This is a genomic window from Agrococcus sp. DT81.2 (assembly GCF_049844935.1).
Classification (GTDB): Bacteria; Actinomycetota; Actinomycetes; order Actinomycetales; family Microbacteriaceae; genus Agrococcus.
The window spans coordinates 276,533-293,964 of sequence record NZ_JBNCLZ010000001.1; the positions used below are offsets into that span (position 1 = coordinate 276,533).

Below are 17,432 nucleotides of genomic sequence, written 5' to 3' on the forward strand. Positions count from 1 at the left end.
CGAGGAGCGGCAGTGGCGAAGTACTGGGTCGACGACGTGAGTGGCTGCCAGATCGGGGGGCCGTTCGATCTCTGGCGGCAGGAGTACTTCCGGGCCAATGGGGAGCCGCCCGAGGACACGGCGAAGATGTATCCCGGGCTCGATTCGGCGACCGTCAGCGAGGTGGCGATCGCGACCGTGACCGACGAAGCCACCCTCGACGACGTGCTCACCGCCTTCGGCGACCGGGGGCCCTGGAAGCAGCTGGCCATGGCCCATGCCTACTTCAGCGAATGGCGCAAGCGCGTGCCGTTCACGCCGGACTCGATGCAGGACATTCCGCTGCTGCCCGCGAGGACATCGCCTGTGCCGCTTGAGGGTCGGTGATGCCGCAACGCACGCCCGTCCCGCGCCCCGCCTCACGAGAGTGATACTCGGCGTATATAAGTCCATGGCTGATGATCAGCACATATCAGTTGTACGCTGATCGCATGGCACGCGAGTCTGTCGCGATGATCGCCGACATCATCGCATCTCGAGCGCTCGCAGACAGAGATGCGGCGCAGGAGCAGGTGCTCCAGGCGTTCCGGCGCGCAGAAGAGCGAGTTCGTCCAGCAACGCCGGCCTACGCGACGGTCGGCGACGAGTTCCAGTCCATCTTCCGAAGCTCCGCTCAGGCCATCCGCTCGACGACCATCGTGTGCCTTTCGTTGCCCGAAGGGCTGGAGCTGCGCTTCGGCGTCGGCGTCGGCGATGACCGGATCGTGGATGCGAGCGGACCTGCCCCGATCAGGGACGGCAGTGCCTGGTGGAACGCTCGAGCGGCCATCGATCATGTGAGGCAGGCGCAGCGATCCGGTCGCAGTCGCGCCAGGACGGGATTCGTCCACGACGGAGGGGCCGAGGAGAAGGCCATCCGTGGGCTGCTGCTGCTGCGCGACCACATCCTCGGTGGGATGCGGGCTCGCGACAAGCGGATCGCGCTCGCCGGCCTCGAGGACGTGCCGCAAGCGCGCACGGCCGAGACCGAGGGCATCCGCCAGTCCGCCGTCTCCCAGAGCTGGCACAGGTCCGGTGCTGCGTCGCTCGTCGAGATGCTGCGGCAGCTCGACGAGGAGCGGTCATGACTGCAGCAGCCATCATGTTCGTGATGGGAGCCGGACATCTGGTTCTGGGGATGCGGATGCTCGCGTCCGCGCATCGGTCTGATGACGGGTCGGCGGTCGCCACGGCGGGATCCGCGGCAGCGTCCGCGCCGCTGTCCGCGAAGGACTGGGTCGCGATCTGCGCCGCGTGGCTCATATCGGCGGTGGCGTTCGTGCTCGCGACCGGCATGCCGTGGGCTTCGGCGGCGGGAGCGGTCGCGATCGCGGCCGCCGCATCGGCCCTCTTGGCATCTCGGTCACGACTTGCCGCGACGACCGGCTTCGCGCTGACGATCGTCGCGATCGCACTCGCGGTGCTGCTCGACACCTCCGGCGTCTCCGAGCGGTCTCCGGTGGCGCGGCTGCTTGCCGAGGGGCAGCTCGCGACGACGATCTCGCCGAGCGTCCTCGTCATCGCCGCCGCGGCGCTGCTCTTCCTCGGTCCGACGAGCAACGCGCTCGTGCGAGCGGTGGTCAGCGCGGCCCGCGGCACCGACGAGCGCGACGCTCCCGCGCCGGCCGAGCAGGAGTCGTGGCAGCTGCTCAGGCGGGGCCGGGAGCTCGCGGTGGTGCGCAAGCCCGATTCCGTGAACGTCAGCAGCGGGTTCCGCGGCGGCCGCATCGTCGGGCCGCTCGAGCGGGCGCTCGTGTTCGCCTCGCTGCTCGCGGGCATGCCGGTGGTGATCGCGGGACTCGTGGCCGCGAAGGGCGTCGTCAGGTTCCCCGAGATCTCCGCGGATCGTGCAGGAGGGACGAAGGCCGAGGAGTTCCTCGTCGGGACGCTCTGCAGCTTCCTCCTTGCGAGCCTCGCTGTGTTGACCGTCGTCGTTCGTCCGGGTTGACCTCGGCTGCCCCGCAGCCAGTGTGCCTCCGGGCGCTAGGCCCATACTGATGACGATCGACGCACGGGTCGAAGGAAGAGGGATGCCATGGAGCAGCGCACGCTCGGACGGACGGGGCACCGCGTATCGGTGATCGGCCTCGGCACCTGGCAGCTGGGCGCCGACTGGGGCGAGGTTCGCGAGGAGGACGCGCTCGCCGTGCTGCGCGCGGCGTACGAGGCGGGCGTGCGCTTCTTCGACACCGCCGACGTCTATGGCGACGGGCGAAGCGAGCGGTTCATCGGCACGTTCCTGCGTGAGCTCGGCGACGGTGACCTCGTGGTGGCGACGAAGGCCGGTCGGCGGATGCCGCAGGTGCCTGAGAACTACACGCTCGAGAACCTGCGGGCATGGACGGACCGCTCCCGCGAGAACCTCGGAGTCGAACGCCTCGACCTCGTGCAGCTCCACTGCCCGCCGAGCGCCGTCTACGAGAGCGACGCGGTGTTCGACGCGCTCGACGTGCTCGTCGACGAGGGGCGCGTCGCCGGCTACGGCGTCAGCGTGGAGACGCGTGCGGAGGCGCTCGCCGCGATCGCCCGCCCGAACGTCGGATCGGTTCAGCTGATCCTCAACATGCTCAGGCTCGCGCCACTCGAGACGGTGCTGCCCGCAGCGGTGGAAGCGAACGTCGGCATCATCGTGCGGGTGCCGCTCGCGAGCGGTCTGCTGTCGGGCAAGTACGACGAGCGCACGACCTTCGCCGAGGACGACCACCGCACCTACAACCGGCAGGGTGAGGCGTTCGACGTCGGCGAGACGTTCTCAGGCGTTCCGTTCGATACGGGTCTCGAGGCCGTCCGCCGGCTTGCACCGCTCGTGCCCGCGGGAGCGGCCATGGCGCAGTTCGCGCTGCGGTGGATCATCGACCAGCCGGGCGTCAGCACCGTGATCCCGGGAGCGCGGACCGTCGAGCAGGCGCGAAGCAATGCCGCTGCGGCCGCACTGCCGCCGCTGTCGCGGAGCGTCCGCGCCGGCGTCGAGTCGGTGTACGAAGAGCTCGTCGCGCCGCACGTCGCAGACCGCTGGTAGCCAGCACGGCCATCGCGGTACCGTGGCGCCCGTGGACGGACACCTGGGGCGGGCGAGCGGGCGATGACGACGACGCACGTCATTAAGCCGCTCACGCCCGACACCTTCCCCGCGTGGCTCGCGCTCGCACAGAAGCACAACGGCGTCTGGGGCGGGTGCTACTGCTCGTACTTCCACGGCGACACCGAGCAGACGGTGAAGAACGCGCACGACGGGCCGACGTTCAAGCAGCGGCTCATCGCCGAGGGTGTCGCGCACGCGGCCCTCGTCTTCGACGGCGACGACGCCATCGCGTGGTGTCAGTACGGCAACCCGCTCGAGCTGCCGAACATCTACCACCGCAAGCAGTACGACGCGGGCGAGACGAAGCCTGCGCCCTGGCGCATCACGTGCTTCTTCGTCGATCGCGACCACCGCCGCTCAGGCGTCGCACGAGAGGCGCTGGACGGCGCGCTCGAGCTGATCGCGCAAGCGGGCGGCGGCGAGGTCGTCTCGTTCCCCAACGAGCTCGCGGAAGGCAAGCGGACCTCGTCGTCGTTCCTCCACAACGGGACGAGAGCCATGTTCGAGCAGGCCGGGTTCACGTTCGAGCGCCACATCGGCAAGAGCAAGACGGTGATGCGGAAGACGGTGCCGGCAGTCAGCGGCTGACGCCCAGGAGCGGTCGTCGCCGCAGCGCCTCAGGTGCGACGGCTCACTCCTCCACGACGATGGTCGTGATCACCGGGTTGCGACGGTGACGACGAGCCAGCCACTGGCCCAGCGTGCGCGTGATCAGAGTCTCGACGTCGTCACGGCCGCGCGAGGATGCGTTGGAAGCGGTCCGCAGCGCATCCTCGATCGCCTTGGTCGCCGTCTTCTCCCAGCCGGCCTCCTCGACGAAGCCGCGGCTGAAGAACTCCAGCGGCTCCGTGAGCCTGCCCGAGCTGTGCTCCATGATCGCGAGCACGGTGATGGCCCCCTCCTCGGCGAGCACACGGCGATCGGTGAGCGCGGCCTCGGTGGCGACGCCCATCGTCGTGCCGTCGACGAGGATGTGATCGGCGGCGACACGACCGCTGACGCGGGAGCGCCCGGCCACGAGGTCGATCGAGACGCCGTCCTCGATGACGAAGACCTGCTTCTCATCGATGCCGGTCCGCATCGCGATCGCGGCGTTGGCCGTGAGGTGGCGCCATTCGCCGTGCACGGGCAGCACGGCGGTCGGTCGGAGGATGTTGTAGCAGTACGCGAGCTCCCCGGCGCTGGCGTGACCCGAGACATGGACCTTCGCGTTGCCCTTGTGCACGACGTTCGCGCCCCAGCGCGTGAAGGCGTTGATGATGCGGTAGATGGCGTTCTCGTTGCCCGGGATGAGCGAGCTGGCGAGCAGGACGGTGTCGCCCGGGCCGATGTCGATGACGTGGTCCTTGTTGGCCATGCGCGACAGCGCCGCCATCGGCTCGCCCTGGGATCCGGTGCAGATGAGGACGATGTCGGTCGCCGGCAGCTTCTCGAGGGTCTTCATCTCGACGACGACGCCGTCGGGGATGCGGAGGTAGCCGAGGTCGGCGGCGATGCCCATGTTGCGGACCATCGACCGGCCGACGAAGGCGACCTTGCGGCCATGGCGCTCCGCGGCGTCGAGGATCTGCTGGATGCGGTGCACATGGCTGGCGAAGCTCGAGACGACGATTCGCCGCGGCGCGGTGCGGAACACCTGATCGATCGCGGGAGCCAGGTCCTCCTCGGCGATCATGAAGCCGGGCACTTCGGCGTTCGTCGAGTCGACGAGGAACAGGTCCACGCCCTCGTCGCCCAGCCGGGCGAATCCGGGGAGGTCGGTCGTGCGCCTGTCGAGCGGGAACTGGTCCATCTTGAAGTCGCCGGTATGGAGCACGAGCCCAGCCGCCGTGCGGATGGCGACCGCGAGGCCGTCGGGGATCGAGTGGCTGACGGCGAGGAACTCGAGGTCGAAGGGGCCGGCATCGATCCGATCGCCCTCGACGACCTGGCGCGTCTTCGGCTTGATGCGGTGCTCCTCGAGCTTCGCGGTGATGAACGCGAGCGTCAGCTTCGAGGCGATGATGGGAATGTCGGCGCGCTCGCGCAGCAGGTAGGGCACGCCGCCGATGTGGTCCTCGTGGCCGTGGGTGAGGACGATGCCCACGACGTCGGCCAACCGGGATCGGATCGCCGAGAAGTCGGGCAGGATCACGTCGATGCCGGGCTGGTTCTCCTCGGGGAAGAGCACGCCGCAGTCGACGATGAGGAGCTTCCCCTCGTGCTCGAAGACCGTCATGTTGCGGCCGATCTCGCCGAGTCCGCCAAGGGGTGTGACCCGAAGCGCACCCTTCTTGAGTGGCGCCGGAGCGGGGAGCTCCAGGTGGTGGCGTGCGGGCTTGGTGGTTCTCGAGCTTCTCGTGTTTCTCATGGGTGCTTTCGAAGATGTGGTGGTGCACTGGGGGAGCGCGATGCTCCGAGCGCACATGGCGGAAGTCGGGACTCCGCGATTGGGCGGAGGTTGAACGGGCGAGGCTCGCTCGCCCAGTTCGTGGGCGGAGCGACCGGCCAGTGACCCGCGGCGACCGTCGCGGTCCCGAACAGGGCGGATCCTGGCGGCATTCTCCCTCGGCCAGTCTAGGCGCATGCGCCGTGCATGCCGGAGGCGCCGCCCACAGTGGCGATCGACACGTCGACGAGAGCCTCCAACGCCGCATGGGATCGGTCAGCCGGGATCGGATTCGTGCCATCCGCGGGCCGATGCGTGAGCGGGCCGGCTTCGGCCGCGTGCGACAACATCTGGTTCCTGCGGTTCGATGAGGTGGGACAGTGCTCTGAGTTCCATGAGTGGTACGCCGGTCGGCCCGAGGATGAACCGGATCGAGCAGTCCCTCCGCACCCGCTCATGGATCAGTAGGCCTCAGATCACCCGCTCCCAGGTGCCGTCGAGCAGCATCAGGACGATGTAGCCGCCCGCGCGGTCCTGACCAGCCAACCGAACGTAGGTGAGGTCCGCGGTGGCAACGACGCGCTTGCACGGGATGCCGGACCGGTCGGACCACGCGTGCAGGTCCTCGTGACCTGGGACGGGCGCGTTGAGATCGGCGAGGATCGTGTCGACGTCGGCGTCGGTGTAGGTCCTGACCGCTGATCGAGCCTCGTTCATGCAGGCACCGTAGTCGCGTTCGGTGCGTCGGGGTAGACGCCTTCTGCCAACTCTCAGGTATCGGTTTCGCGCTCGCTCGCGTCAGCGCGCACGGCTGCGTCATACGCGCGCTGCGCGTCGTCCAGCGCGGTCTGCGCCGCAGAGACGAGGTTGAGCAGCCCCGCGAGTGCGGTGAACGCGTCCGGATCGAAGAACGGACGAGGCGACAGGATGCGCCGCACGGTACGTGCATCACGGTCGCGACGCGCGTGCAGGAGCACGAGGTCCTCGAGCGGTTCGACGCAGCTGGCGAGGAAGCCGTAGACGGCTGCTGCGACGTCCGGCGTGGAGATGAAGTCGAATCCATCCTCCAGTGTCGGCCACTGCACTTCGTCGACGCCGGCTCGGATGCGCGCGGCGACGGCGTCGGTCGCCTCCATCAGCTCGCGCTCCCCGCTCGGCTCCTGGCCCACAGCGCGAGCACCTGCGTCGCCTTCCACGTCGAGCTCGGCGCGCGCGACGGCGGCCAGCTGCTCAGGCAGCACGCTGGCGATCGATTCCAGTCGCGTGCGCTTCTCGAGCCGGGCGAAGACGAGCTCGCATGAGAGCGTCACTCGTGCGTGCATGAGCACGCGCAACGTCCGCTCGCTCATGCCCGTCACCGTATGTCGTCGACGGCCAACGGCGCACCCCTGCACCTGAACTGGTGGGGCGCCCCATGGTGACGCCTTGCGAACGCCTAGAATTGCGGGATGGCCTTGGACGACACGCACGTGGACGAGCGAGACGATCTCGCGCTCGAGCGGCAGGTGTGCTTCGCGCTGTCGGTCGCATCGCGGAGCGTCGTGGGCGCCTATCGCCCGGTGCTCGAGCCCTTGGGCCTCTCGCACCCGCAGTACCTCGTGATGCTCGCGCTGTGGGGGTCCCGGCCGCTGTCGCTCCGCCAGCTCAGCGACCAGCTGCGGCTGGAGCCTGCGACCCTCTCCCCGCTGGTGAAGCGGCTCGAAGCCGCAGGGCTGGTCGAGCGGGCGCGACGAGCGGATGATGTGCGCACGCTCGACATCACGCTCACACCGCGAGGCGTCGCGCTCCGCGAGCAGGCGCTGGCGGTGCCGGGCACGATGGCCGATCGTCTGGGACTCGATCGTGAGGAGCTCGAGCAGCTCCACCGGCTGATGACCCGGCTGATCTCGGCCGTGGATCGCCAGTCAGCTCAGTAACGGCTCGAGTCGCGTCAGGGTCGAGGCGGCTCACGCTGCGATTCGGTGATCGCGCCTCCGCCGCAGCATCACGGCAGCGGCGACGCCCGCGGCGAGGGTGACGCCCAGCCGCACCGAGTCGAAGGACGGGTCGATCAGGCCGGAGGTCGCGTTGAAGGATCCATGCAGCAGGCCGATGGTGAGGATGCTGCCGCCGGTCCACCGGTCGACGCCGGCGATCAGCAGACGCAGACCGACGCCAGCCGCCACGAGCGCGACGATGTTGATCAGGATGCTCCCGCCGGCGAACGCCAAGGGAAAGTGGATGGCGGCGAACAGCAGTGCGGTGAGCACGCTGCCGCCGACCGTGCCCCAGCGAGCCATCGCCCGACGCTGGAAGTAGCCGGTCCACGCCGTCTCCTCCCAGATGTTGATGATGAGCCAGCTGCTCAGCAGCTGCATGCCGAAGCCAGCGAGCACGGTCGAAGTCAGCGTCTGCGCGCCGCCGAGCACGGCAGAGAGGGCCCATGCTGCGGCAGGGATGCCGACGGCCGCCACCGGGAGCCACCACCAGGGCGAGGGCAGGCGGACGGCATCACGCAGCAGCCGGCGCACCGCTGCCGATCCGCCCTCGCGCCAGGTGAGCAGGATGGCGGGAAGCAGCAGACCGAGGAAGTTCACCGCGAGTACGAACACGGGCAGCGGAAGCGTGAAGGCCACTGCCGCGCCGAGCAGGACCCAGCCCGAGACCAGCGCGGTCGCCGCGAACACCACGAGGTGCCGGGTCGGTGCCGCGCTCTCTCTAGGCGAGGAGCCGCGATGCGATGGCTGACCAGCGCGGGCGGACATTGTGCTCCTCTCGACCGGTCCGGTGGCGTGTCCGCCGGACTCGAGAAGCACCGTGGACCCCGACTCCGGTCGAGGTCAAGACGTGTTTCGGGCGACCCGGTCACCCGAACGCGACTGCTCGAGTGGTGTCAGGAGCTGACGATCGCGACCAGAGCGACGATGCCCGCCACGCATGCGGCGACCGTGATCCCGCCGGACGTGTACGCGATCACCTTCCACGCGAGGACGTCTCCGCGGGTGAAGTTCTGCGGGTCACGAGGGCGGGACTGCTTGACCTCGGTTGCGACGTCGGTCGGCTGCATGTTCAAGTCGATCTCCTCGGGGATCGCTCCCCGTCGATGGTTCGTGCACTAAGCATATCTGACTGGGGAGGCCGATGGGGGAGTTCGCTCGATCCGCGTGCTGACTCGGCGTGCGCTCAGCGCAGCAGCTCCGTCGCGATCCCCGACGCCCCGAAGCGGGCGGCCGAGTAGCGCGACGGCGCGACCAGCACCACCGAGGCGGCGGCCTGCGCGGTCGGGAAGTCGTCGAACGAGTCGGTCCAGAAACGGCGCCGCTCGATGTCGATGCCAGCATCGCGGAGCGCCGCGAGCTTGCCAGCACCGCGGATGTGCCGGTCGAAGACGGGACCCGTGGGCGTCCAACGGAGCGTGGAGGCGAGCAGCAGATCGTGCTGCACCCCAGCAGCGGCTAGGAAGGCCTCCGCGAGCCGGTGCTCCGACCCGGTGGCGACGACGATGTGCGCGCCGGCATCGCGCTGACGAGCGGCGACCTCGACCATCGAGCGGCGAGCCGCGACCGCGCCGAGCCGTTCGCCCACCGCGCTCGCCAGCGCGTCGTACGACGGAGCCGTCATGCCCCGCAGCAGGCTCCTCGCCACCTCGCGTGAGGCCGCCGCGTGTCGCGGCACGTCGCGCCCCGCGCGCACCCATCGCACCAGCTCCGGGGCGCTCCGCACGCTCCCCAGCGGTGCGCGCCGAGCGGCTGCCACGAGGAGCGTGGCGAACGTGTCGCGCGTCGACAGCACGCCATCGAGGTCGAGCACGACGTCCGGCATGCGGACTCAATCGCCGTTCTTGCGCTTGCCGCGCACCCGCATGCCGCCGGTCGGCCGCGGCTCGACGACGAAGAGCTCCGTCGCTCGCACGAGGTCGGAGAGCTTCGCGTAGCCCCAGTTGCGCGAGTCGAAGTCCGGCTGCTGCTTGCGCATGAGCGAGCCCACTGCCGCGAGATCGGCCCAGCCGTCGTCGCCCGAGCCGGACGCAATGCTGGAGCGGAGGCCCAACACGAGCTTGCTGTCGCCGCGCAGGTGCGCGGCTGCGACCCTCGCCGGCGGCACCGAAGGACTCTCGGCGACCGGCTCGTCCAGCACATCGAGATACGTGAACTGGTCGCACCCGTTCCTGAACGCCGCCGGCGTCTGCCGCTCGCCGAATCCGTACACCGTCACGCCCTCCTCTCGGATGCGCGAGGCGAGCCTGGTGAAGTCGCTGTCGGAGGAGACGATGCAGAAGCCGTCGAACCGGCGCGTGTACAGCAGGTCCATGGCGTCGATGATCAGCGCGCTGTCGGTCGCGTTCTTGCCGGCCGTGTTGGCGAACTGCTGCATCGGCTGGATGACGTGCTCGCTCGCCACCGGCTTCCAGCTGCCCAGGTTCGGCCGCGTCCAGTCGCCGTAGACGCGCTTGACCGACGCAGTGCCGAAGCGCGCGACCTCGGTGAGGACCGCACCGATCCGGCTCGGCGCCACGTTGTCGGCGTCCACGAGGACGGCGAGAAGATCCTGAGGCTTCGTCATGCCGCAAGCATGGCAGTCGTCCTAGCCCGATCGAGCACCGCTTGAGCGAGCGTCGACTGGGTCAGTCCCCCCGCACGGACTCGACCGCCTGGCCGGACCAGTTCGCCAGCAGCTGGAGACGCTCGGCCGACGGCGAGCCCGGTTCTGCGGTGTAGATGAAGAGCCGGAGGCCGTCGTCCGCCGTCACCGCCAGCTCCTCGTACACCAGCGTGACATCGCCCACCACGGGGTGATGGAAGCGCTTCGAGCCGGTGCCGTGGGAGCGCACGTCGTGCGCCGTCCAGAGCCGACTGAACGTCTCGCTGCGCGTCGCGAGCTCGCCGACGAGATCCTGCAGCACGCGGTCGTGAGGATCCCGGCCGGCCTCGGCGCGCATGATGCCGACGCACATCTCGGCGAACAGCTCCCAGTCGGGATAGAAGTCGCGCGAGGCCGGGTCGAGGAACTGGAACCGCGCCAGGTTCGGCGCGCGACCCCCGTCGCCGATGACGGGGGAGTAGAACGCCCTGCCGAGCGCGTTCGTCGCCAGCAGGTTCTGCCGGCGGTCGCGCACGAACGCGGGCCCGCCCGTGATGGCGTCGAGCGTCTGCTGGAGGCTCGCGCGCGCGTGCTGCTGACCGGTCGCCCGCCGACGGGCACGGCCGGATGCGGGGATGCCGTCGGCCGCGCGCGCGAGGTCGTGCAGGTGCATCCGCTCCGCCTCGTCGAGGCGCAGGGCGCTCGACAGCGACTCGAGCACCGACGCGGAGGCGCCCGCGATGTCGCCACGCTCGAGCTTTGCGTAGTACTCGACGCTGACTCCGGCGAGCATCGCGACCTCGGCGCGACGGAGGCCCGCGACGCGTCGGTTCGAGCCGGGCGGCATGCCGACGTCAGCGGGCGAGATCCGCGCCCGCCGTGACATGAGGAACTCGCGCACCTCGGCTCGGTTGTCCATGCCAGCCACAGTAGGACCGGATCCAGCGGCGAGGGATGCCCTGCCGGTACACCCTTCGCCAGGGACTCCCACCCGCCACGCGCCGACGGTTGACTCGAGGTCACCGAGAGAGAGGAACCTCATGCGAGGAGTGGTCATGCACGCCCCGGGCGACGTGCGCGTCGAGGAGATGCCGGATGCCGTCATCGTCGAGCCGACCGACGCCGTCATCCGTCCCGCCGCAGTCTGCATCTGCGGTTCGGACCTGTGGCCGTGGCGCGGCATCGAGCAGCTGCACGGGCCGACGGCGATGGGGCACGAGTACGTCGGCGTCGTCGAGGCAGTTGGTTCCGAGGTGCGCGACATCCGGGTGGGCGACTTCGTCGTCGGCTCGTTCGTCGCCTCCGACAACACCTGCGAGATCTGCCGCGCCGGCTACCCGTCGCGCTGCGTGCACCAGGTGATGATGGGCAGCGTCGGCACGCAGTCGGAGCTCGTGCGCATCCCGCTCGCCGACGGCACGCTCGTGAAGACGCCCGGCGTGCCGGACGCCGACCTCATCCCGTCGCTGCTCGCCGCCTCCGACGTGCTGGGCACCGGATGGTTCGCGGCCGTCGCCGCCGAGGCCGGCCCCGGCAAGACGGTCGCCGTCGTCGGTGACGGGGCGGTCGGCCTGCTCGGCATCCTCGCGGCGAAGCAGCTGGGCGCGGAGCGCATCATCGCCATGTCGCGCCACGCCGACCGACAGGCGCTGGCTCGCGAGTTCGGCGCGACCGACATTGTCGAGGAGCGGGGTGACGAGGGCATCGCGAGGATCAAGGAGCTCACCGACGGGCTCGGCGCGCACTCGGTGATCGAGGCGGTCGGCACGCAGCAGTCGATGGAGCAGGCGGTCGGAGCGGCACGTCCCGGCGGCCACGTCGGCTTCGTCGGGGTGACGCACGGCGTCGAGCTCGACGCGATGCAGCTCTTCTTCTCGAGCGTCCACCTGCATGGCGGGCCGGCGCCGGTCCGTCGCTTCCTGCCGGAGCTCATCCAGCTCATCTGGGACCGGAAGATCGACGCCGGCAAGGTGTTCGACCTCACACTGCCGCTCGAGCAGGCCGCCGAGGGGTACCGGGCGATGGACGCGCGCCGCGCCACGAAGGTGCTGCTCACACTCTGAGGCGCTCCACCTGCCAGCGATGCAGGTCGGGCAGCCACTCGAGCGGCGCCGATGCGCCGACGCGCGGGTCGTCGGGCTCGCGGCCGTCGCGGAGGGCCTCGACGTAGGCGCGGTCCAGGTCGATCCGTGCTTGAAGCGCCTCGGCGTCGCCGACCGAGCCGTGCCCGGGAACGACCGCGCGCACGGCATCGGCGATGCCCTCGAAGAGCCGCAGCGCGTCGAGGTAGTCCTCGATCGGTTCTGCGGCCTCGAGGTCGAGGAACGGCATGAGGATGTCGGAGAGCATGTCACCGGCGATGAGGACGCCGTGCTCCTCGAGCAGCAGCGCCGCGTGGCCGTCGGCGTGCGCCCGGTGCTCGAGGACGCGCACCTCCGGGCCGTCCCACGGGATGCGCGCGGTGCCGTCCGGAAGTCCGGTGATCTGGCCGAGCCGCTCCATCGGGATCTCGCTGGCGTGCTCCGGCGGGAGCCCCTCGGCGACGCGGTCTCGCCAGTCGTCGTGCGCGAGCAGCGCTCGCATGGCGGCCGCGCACCGGGCCGTGTCGAAGCGGGGCGCGTCGCCGAGGTCCGCGTGCCACAGCACGTGGTCCCAGTCCGGATGCGTCGAGAAGCCCGCGACGACCGGCTCACCGAGCGCTCGCAGGTCGTCGGCGATCGTCACCAGCTCGTCGCTCGTGATGCCGGGGTCGACGAGCAGCACGCCGTCGGCACCCTGGACGACGACGGCGTTGCTCTGCAGGAACTCGCTCTCGTGCACGAGCACGCCCTCGGCGATGTCCTTCAGCATCGGCAGATGCTTCCCCTCGAGGCCGGACCGGTCGACGCGACCGTACGACCGGTCGGCGGCCGATGGCAACCGGCCGATGGCAACCGGCCGATGGGTGTCGAGCCTGGGCGAGGCCTCGCCGCAGGGCTCAAGCGGCCCCGCCTCCTGCGCCGAAGGGCGGGAACGTCAGCCAGATGAGCGCGAGCGTCGCGATCGTCGCCAGGACGAGGACGATGCTCACGGCCCCGGAGCGGGTGGCCACACCGCCGCGCCGCCAGAGGAGCGCGCTCGCGACAACGCTCGCGCCGACGGCGCACACGGCGAGCGCCCACGCGGTGATCCACAGCGCCTCGCCGAGGCTGTCGACCGCGGAGGCGGGTCCGGTCAGCTGCAGGAAGCAGATGCCGAGCGCAGCCGCGGCGAACGCGACGAGCGCGGGCACCCATGCGGCGTGGGCCTTCTCGGTGGTGAGCATGCTCGGACGATATGTCGGGCGGTCCGGTGCCGGAGGGCCGTGCTGCTGAGCGTCGCGCCAGCGTCGGCCGAAGCCGAAGCGCCGGCTTCGGCTCCGCTCAGCGCGCGCTGTGGACCGCCGCGATCGCCCATCACCGGCGCGGGAGATCCTCGGCGACGACCGCTTCCGTCGTGCGTGCGTCGAAGCGACGGCGGTATGCCGACGGCGTCGTTCCGAAGGCGGCCGCGAAGGCCTGGCGCATCGTGATCGCGCTGCCGAAGCCGCATCGGGCCGCGACCTCGTCGATGGAGCCGTCGGTGGTCTCGAGCATCCGACGAGCGGCATCGAGCCGCTGCGCGCGGATCCACGCGGCCGGCGTCGTGCCCGTGGCGACCCCGAAGGCGCGCACGAAGGTGCGCCGGCTCTGCCGCGCGCGTCGCGCGAGCCGATCGATCGGCAGCGGCTCATCGAGGTGCTGCAGCGCCCACTGCAGCACGGGAGCGATCGGATCGGCGGAGTCCGCGGGCAGCGGCCGCTCGATGAACTGCGCCTGGCCGCCCTCGCGATGGGGCGCGATCACGAGGCTGCGCGCGACCCGATTGGCGGCATCGGCACCCAGCCGGGCGCGCACGATGTGGAGGCACGCGTCGAGCCCCGAGGCGGTGCCGGCGGAGGTGAGCACATCGCCGTGGTCGATGTAGAGCACGGTCGCGTCGAGCTCGACGTCGGGGTGGCGCCCGCCGAGCATGTCGAACGCCCGCCAGTGCGTGACGGCTCGGCGCCCGGCGAGCAGCCCAGCGTCCGCGAGCGGGATGGCGCCGAGGCACAGTCCCACGATGAGGGCGCCGCGCTCATGGGCGCGCACGAGCGCCCGTCGGAGCGGGGCGCTCGACGGGCCCCCGTCGTCACGCCACGACGGCAGCACCACCACGTCGGCGTCGTCGACCGCCGACAGGCCCCGCACGCCGCCGATCACGAGGCCCTCGCGAGTCCGCACGCGGCCGGCGCGCTCAGCGAAGACCGCGGTCGCCCAGTCGGCGATGCCTTGGCGCGCGACCTCGTCGAACACCATCTGGGGCACCGCGAGATGGAACATGGTGATGTCGTCGAATGCGTGGATCGCGATGCGCACGCCCTGCTCCTCACCTTGGCCTGATCCCATCGTAGAGCGGCACTCGTGCCACTGGTGTCCGTTCCGGCACCGCGGGAGGCTTGCACGACTGCCCGTTCCCGCAGTATCGCCGGATCTCAGGAGGACCCCATGACCGCACCCCGCCGCGCCCTCGTCATCATCGACGTCCAGAACGACTACTTCGCCGGACCGCTCGAGATCCAGTACCCGCCGCACGCCGAGTCGCTCCCGATGATCACGAAGGCGATCGACGCCGCGAACGCCGCCGGCATCCCGGTCGTCGCGGTGCAGCACACGATGGGTGCCGGTGCGCCCGTGTTCGACCCCGAGGCGGATGGGTTCCAGCTGCCCGCCGAGGTCGCCGACCGTGCGCAGGAGGGCTGGAAGTCGGTCGTGAAGCAGTACGGCTCGGTCTACGCGCAGACGGATGTCGCGGAGTGGCTGCGGGCGCAGCAGGTCGACACCGTGACGCTGCTGGGCTACATGACGAACAACTGCGTGCTGGCCTCCGCCGTCGAGGGCGAGGGCCTCGGCTTCACGACCGAGGTGCTCTCCGACGCGACGGGCGCCATCAACCTCGCGAACGACGCGGGCTTTGTCGACGCCACGACGGTGCACACGACGCTCCTCACGCTGCTGTCGTCGAACTATGCCGCTGTCGCGACGACGGACGAGTGGGTCGCCGCGCTCGACGCGCAGGCGCCGCTCGCGAAGAGCGACCTGGGCAGCTCGGCCGTGGCCGGTGCGCAGCGCGCCCCCCAGCGCAGCGCGCACGCCGCCTGAAGACCCACGATGCGCGCGGCGCCCTCGGTTGCCGCGGGCGTCGTGCTGCGTGCGTAGGGCGTCAGCTGAGGCTGAGGAAGAGCCGCTCGAGCTCGAGCAACCGCTCGTCGCGACCCTGCTCGTCGTCGTCCGAGACGCAGTGCTCCATGGCGCTCGCCACGATCGCGAACCCTGCGCGATCGAGTGCCTTGGAGACTGCCGCGAGCTGCGTGACGACATCGCGGCACTCCCCGCCGCGCTCCACCTCCGCGATGACTGCGGTGAGCTGCCCCTGCGCGCGCTTCAGGCGATTGGCGATGCGCCGCTGGGCCTCGGGAGTTGCTGCTGTGGGGATCATGCGTGCTCCATCTCGAGTGCGCGCGTGCGAGCGCGATCACCAGCCTGCCAGGTCAGCCAGCCGCCATCGAGGTTGCGCGCAGCGATGCCGTGCTGCGCCAGGATGCGCTGTGCGACATGACCGCGCTGGCCGACCTGGCAGTGCACGACGACGTCGCGACCCGAGAGCTCGTCGAGCCGCCCGCGCAGCTCGTCGAGCGGGATGCTCAGGGCCCCCGGGATCGAGGACCGCTCGTGTTCGGGCGAGGTGCGCACGTCGACCAGCGTGGCGCCGGCGTCCATGGCAGCCTCGAGCTCGTGCCACTGGACGGCGGTCGCGAGCCCGCTGGCGCGGTTCTCGGCGACCATCCCGAGCGTGTTGACCGGATCCTTCGCGGCGCCGAACTGCGGCGAGTATGCGAGCTCGAGCCCGGTGAGCGCGGACGCGGGCAGCCCGACGCGCATCGCGACCGCGATGATGTCGATGCGGCGGTCGACGCCGTCGCCGCCCACGATCTGGGCGCCGAGGATCCGGTCGTCGGCTGGGTCGACCACGAGCTTCATCGACATCTGCTCGGCACCCGGGTAGTAGCCGGCGTGGTGGCTGGGATGCGTGTGGATGACGCGCGGCTCGATGCCGCTGGCGCGTGCCGTGGTCTCGTTCCAGCCCACCATGACCGCCGTGCGGTCGAAGACCTGCACGATGGCAGTCCCGAGCGCGGCGAGCCGCGTGCCGGGGCGGCCGGCGATCGCGTCTGCCGCCTCGCGCCCACCACGGTTGGCGAGGCCCGCGAGCGCCATGAGGGACGCGGTGCCGTCGATCGCGTCGCGCTGCTCGGCGACGTCGCCGACGGCCAAGATCGCGGGGTCGCTCGTGCGGTGCTGCTCGTCGGTCGCCACGCCGCCGGACGGCCCGAGCGCGAGGCCTGCAAGCTCCGCGAGGCGGGTTGACGGGCGCACCCCTCGTGCGTCGACCACGAGCGCGGCGGCGACCGTCGTGCCGTCGTCGAGCTCCACAGAGCCCTCGCCGACGGCGCTCACGCTCGTGCGCACCCGGAGATCGACGCCGTGCCGCCCCAACGCGTCCGACAGGTGCTCTGCCAGCTCGGGATCGAGCCTGGTCATCGGCCGGTCGCCGCGCGTGACGAGCATGACCGACTGCCCGCGCCGCACCAGGTTCTCGGTCGCCTCGAGCCCGATGAAGCCGCCGCCCACGACGACGACGCGCGCGCCAGCGGGTGCTGCGTCGAGCACCCGGATGATCGCGTCCATGTCATCGATCGTGCGCAGCTCGCGCACCGGCGTGCCGTCGCCCGGCAGCGGCTCGAGCCCCTCCGCTCCGGTCGCGAGCACGAGCCGGTCGTACGGGAGCGACTCCAGCTGCCCGGAGCGCAGGTCGCGCACCTCGACGACACGGGAGGCTCGGTCGATCCGAACCGCCTCGGCGAGCGTCCGCACGTCGATGCCGAACCGCGAGTGGAGCGCCTCGGGGCTCTGCAGCAGCAGCGCGTCGCGCGACTCGATCACGCCGCCGACGTGGTACGGCAGTCCGCAGTTGGCGAACGAGACGTGCTCGCCGCGCTCGAGCACGACGATCTCGGCGTGCTCGTCCAGGCGCCGGAGCCTGGTCGCGGCGGACATGCCCGCGGCGACACCGCCCACGATGACGACGCGCATCAGCGCCCCAGCATCCGTGCGAGGAAGCCGCGTGGGCGCTCCTCGTCATGCCCCGGGCACCACTGCGCGGCCGGCACGCCGCGGCGCACCTCGTCGACGTGCTGGCCGCAGCCAGCCCAGGTGGTCTTGCCGCACACGGAGCAGCGGACGGATCGGCACATGCGTGTTCCTCCTCGGTCGATGGGTTCCCACTATACCCCCAGGGGTATATGCT

General features: G+C 70.7%; 22 protein-coding genes. 8 read left to right on the plus strand and 14 right to left on the minus strand.

Annotation, left to right across the window (positions count from 1 at the left end; translation table 11 throughout):
- Positions 1–12: 12 nt before the first annotated feature.
- From ACLQ21_RS01275 to ACLQ21_RS01295, 5 genes are all read left to right on the plus strand, one after another.
- Complete coding sequence (locus ACLQ21_RS01275; protein ID WP_425660663.1) at positions 13–366, plus strand: hypothetical protein; 354 nt, start codon at positions 13–15, stop codon at positions 364–366.
- Positions 367–470: 104 nt separating this feature from the next.
- On the plus strand, positions 471–1,106 hold the full coding sequence (locus ACLQ21_RS01280) for a SatD family protein (RefSeq protein WP_425660665.1): 636 nt from the start codon (positions 471–473) through the stop codon (positions 1,104–1,106).
- Positions 1,103–1,966 (plus strand): hypothetical protein, encoded by an 864-nt coding sequence (locus ACLQ21_RS01285; RefSeq protein ID WP_425660667.1) that lies wholly within the window; start codon positions 1,103–1,105, stop codon positions 1,964–1,966. Before ACLQ21_RS01280 ends, ACLQ21_RS01285 begins: the two co-directional genes overlap by 4 nt.
- An 87-nt stretch (positions 1,967–2,053) precedes the next feature.
- On the plus strand, positions 2,054–3,037 hold the full coding sequence (locus tag ACLQ21_RS01290; protein ID WP_425660669.1) for an aldo/keto reductase: 984 nt from the start codon (positions 2,054–2,056) through the stop codon (positions 3,035–3,037).
- A gap of 63 nt (positions 3,038–3,100) precedes the next feature.
- On the plus strand, positions 3,101–3,688 hold the full coding sequence (locus tag ACLQ21_RS01295; RefSeq protein WP_425660671.1) for a GNAT family N-acetyltransferase: 588 nt from the start codon (positions 3,101–3,103) through the stop codon (positions 3,686–3,688).
- A 43-nt stretch (positions 3,689–3,731) separates the two neighbouring features.
- Here the strand turns inward: ACLQ21_RS01295 and ACLQ21_RS01300 are convergent, their stop codons facing one another.
- From ACLQ21_RS01300 to ACLQ21_RS01310, 3 genes are all read right to left on the minus strand, one after another.
- Entirely contained in the window at positions 3,732–5,450 is a 1,719-nt protein-coding gene (locus ACLQ21_RS01300) for a ribonuclease J (RefSeq protein ID WP_425660673.1), read from the minus strand.
- 489 nt (positions 5,451–5,939) lie between these two features.
- Positions 5,940–6,185, minus strand: a complete 246-nt coding sequence (locus tag ACLQ21_RS01305) for a hypothetical protein (protein ID WP_425660675.1) — start codon at positions 6,183–6,185, stop codon at positions 5,940–5,942.
- A 53-nt stretch (positions 6,186–6,238) separates the two neighbouring features.
- Positions 6,239–6,817: a hypothetical protein gene (locus tag ACLQ21_RS01310; protein WP_425660677.1), complete on the minus strand. Its 579-nt coding sequence runs from the start codon at positions 6,815–6,817 to the stop codon at positions 6,239–6,241.
- Between the two features lie 99 nt (positions 6,818–6,916).
- Here ACLQ21_RS01310 and ACLQ21_RS01315 point away from each other — a divergent pair, with 99 nt between their 5' ends.
- Positions 6,917–7,384, plus strand: coding sequence for a MarR family winged helix-turn-helix transcriptional regulator (locus tag ACLQ21_RS01315; protein WP_425660679.1), 468 nt, complete (start codon positions 6,917–6,919; stop codon positions 7,382–7,384).
- A 30-nt stretch (positions 7,385–7,414) separates the two neighbouring features.
- Here ACLQ21_RS01315 and ACLQ21_RS01320 read toward each other — a convergent pair whose 3' ends face one another.
- From ACLQ21_RS01320 to ACLQ21_RS01340, 5 genes are all read right to left on the minus strand, one after another.
- The gene (locus ACLQ21_RS01320; RefSeq protein ID WP_425660681.1) at positions 7,415–8,137 is read right to left on the minus strand and encodes a CPBP family intramembrane glutamic endopeptidase; all 723 of its coding nucleotides are present in this window, start codon (positions 8,135–8,137) and stop codon (positions 7,415–7,417) included.
- A 203-nt stretch (positions 8,138–8,340) separates the two neighbouring features.
- Complete coding sequence (locus tag ACLQ21_RS01325) at positions 8,341–8,520, minus strand: hypothetical protein (RefSeq protein ID WP_425660683.1); 180 nt, start codon at positions 8,518–8,520, stop codon at positions 8,341–8,343.
- A 110-nt stretch (positions 8,521–8,630) separates the two neighbouring features.
- Positions 8,631–9,269 carry a haloacid dehalogenase-like hydrolase gene (locus tag ACLQ21_RS01330; RefSeq protein ID WP_425660685.1) on the minus strand — a complete coding sequence of 213 codons (639 nt, stop codon included), beginning with the start codon at positions 9,267–9,269 and terminating at the stop codon, positions 8,631–8,633.
- Positions 9,270–9,275: 6 nt separating this feature from the next.
- Positions 9,276–10,010 carry an NYN domain-containing protein gene (locus ACLQ21_RS01335; RefSeq protein WP_425660686.1) on the minus strand — a complete coding sequence of 245 codons (735 nt, stop codon included), beginning with the start codon at positions 10,008–10,010 and terminating at the stop codon, positions 9,276–9,278.
- 61 nt (positions 10,011–10,071) lie between these two features.
- Positions 10,072–10,947: a helix-turn-helix domain-containing protein gene (locus ACLQ21_RS01340; protein WP_425660688.1), complete on the minus strand. Its 876-nt coding sequence runs from the start codon at positions 10,945–10,947 to the stop codon at positions 10,072–10,074.
- 121 nt (positions 10,948–11,068) lie between these two features.
- Here ACLQ21_RS01340 and ACLQ21_RS01345 point away from each other — a divergent pair, with 121 nt between their 5' ends.
- A complete protein-coding gene (locus ACLQ21_RS01345) occupies positions 11,069–12,091 on the plus strand; it encodes a zinc-dependent alcohol dehydrogenase family protein (RefSeq protein WP_425660690.1) in 1,023 nt (340 codons plus the stop codon).
- Here the strand turns inward: ACLQ21_RS01345 and ACLQ21_RS01350 are convergent.
- The 3 genes from ACLQ21_RS01350 to ACLQ21_RS01360 all read right to left on the minus strand — a co-directional run bounded on the left by ACLQ21_RS01350 (position 12,081) and on the right by ACLQ21_RS01360 (position 14,443).
- A complete protein-coding gene (locus tag ACLQ21_RS01350; protein ID WP_425660692.1) occupies positions 12,081–12,878 on the minus strand; it encodes an MBL fold metallo-hydrolase in 798 nt (265 codons plus the stop codon). The two genes, ACLQ21_RS01345 and ACLQ21_RS01350, sit on opposite strands and share 11 nt — an antisense overlap.
- Positions 12,879–13,005: 127 nt before the next feature.
- Entirely contained in the window at positions 13,006–13,332 is a 327-nt protein-coding gene (locus ACLQ21_RS01355; protein ID WP_425660694.1) for a hypothetical protein, read from the minus strand.
- Positions 13,333–13,462: 130 nt separating this feature from the next.
- Positions 13,463–14,443, minus strand: coding sequence for a GlxA family transcriptional regulator (locus tag ACLQ21_RS01360; protein ID WP_425660696.1), 981 nt, complete (start codon positions 14,441–14,443; stop codon positions 13,463–13,465).
- Positions 14,444–14,572: 129 nt separating this feature from the next.
- On the opposite strand from ACLQ21_RS01360, the gene ACLQ21_RS01365 reads away from it, so the two are divergent.
- On the plus strand, positions 14,573–15,226 hold the full coding sequence (locus ACLQ21_RS01365) for an isochorismatase family protein (RefSeq protein ID WP_425660698.1): 654 nt from the start codon (positions 14,573–14,575) through the stop codon (positions 15,224–15,226).
- Between the two features lie 61 nt (positions 15,227–15,287).
- On the opposite strand, the gene ACLQ21_RS01370 is transcribed toward ACLQ21_RS01365, so the two are convergent.
- The 3 genes from ACLQ21_RS01370 to ACLQ21_RS01380 are packed head-to-tail and all read right to left on the minus strand — an operon-like array spanning position 15,288 to position 17,379.
- Entirely contained in the window at positions 15,288–15,563 is a 276-nt protein-coding gene (locus ACLQ21_RS01370) for a metal-sensitive transcriptional regulator (RefSeq protein WP_425660700.1), read from the minus strand.
- Positions 15,560–17,218, minus strand: coding sequence for an FAD-dependent oxidoreductase (locus ACLQ21_RS01375; protein ID WP_425660702.1), 1,659 nt, complete (start codon positions 17,216–17,218; stop codon positions 15,560–15,562). Before ACLQ21_RS01375 ends, ACLQ21_RS01370 begins: the two co-directional genes overlap by 4 nt.
- A complete protein-coding gene (locus ACLQ21_RS01380; protein WP_425660704.1) occupies positions 17,218–17,379 on the minus strand; it encodes a hypothetical protein in 162 nt (53 codons plus the stop codon). Before ACLQ21_RS01380 ends, ACLQ21_RS01375 begins: the two co-directional genes overlap by 1 nt.
- Between the last annotated feature and the right edge of the window lie 53 nt (positions 17,380–17,432).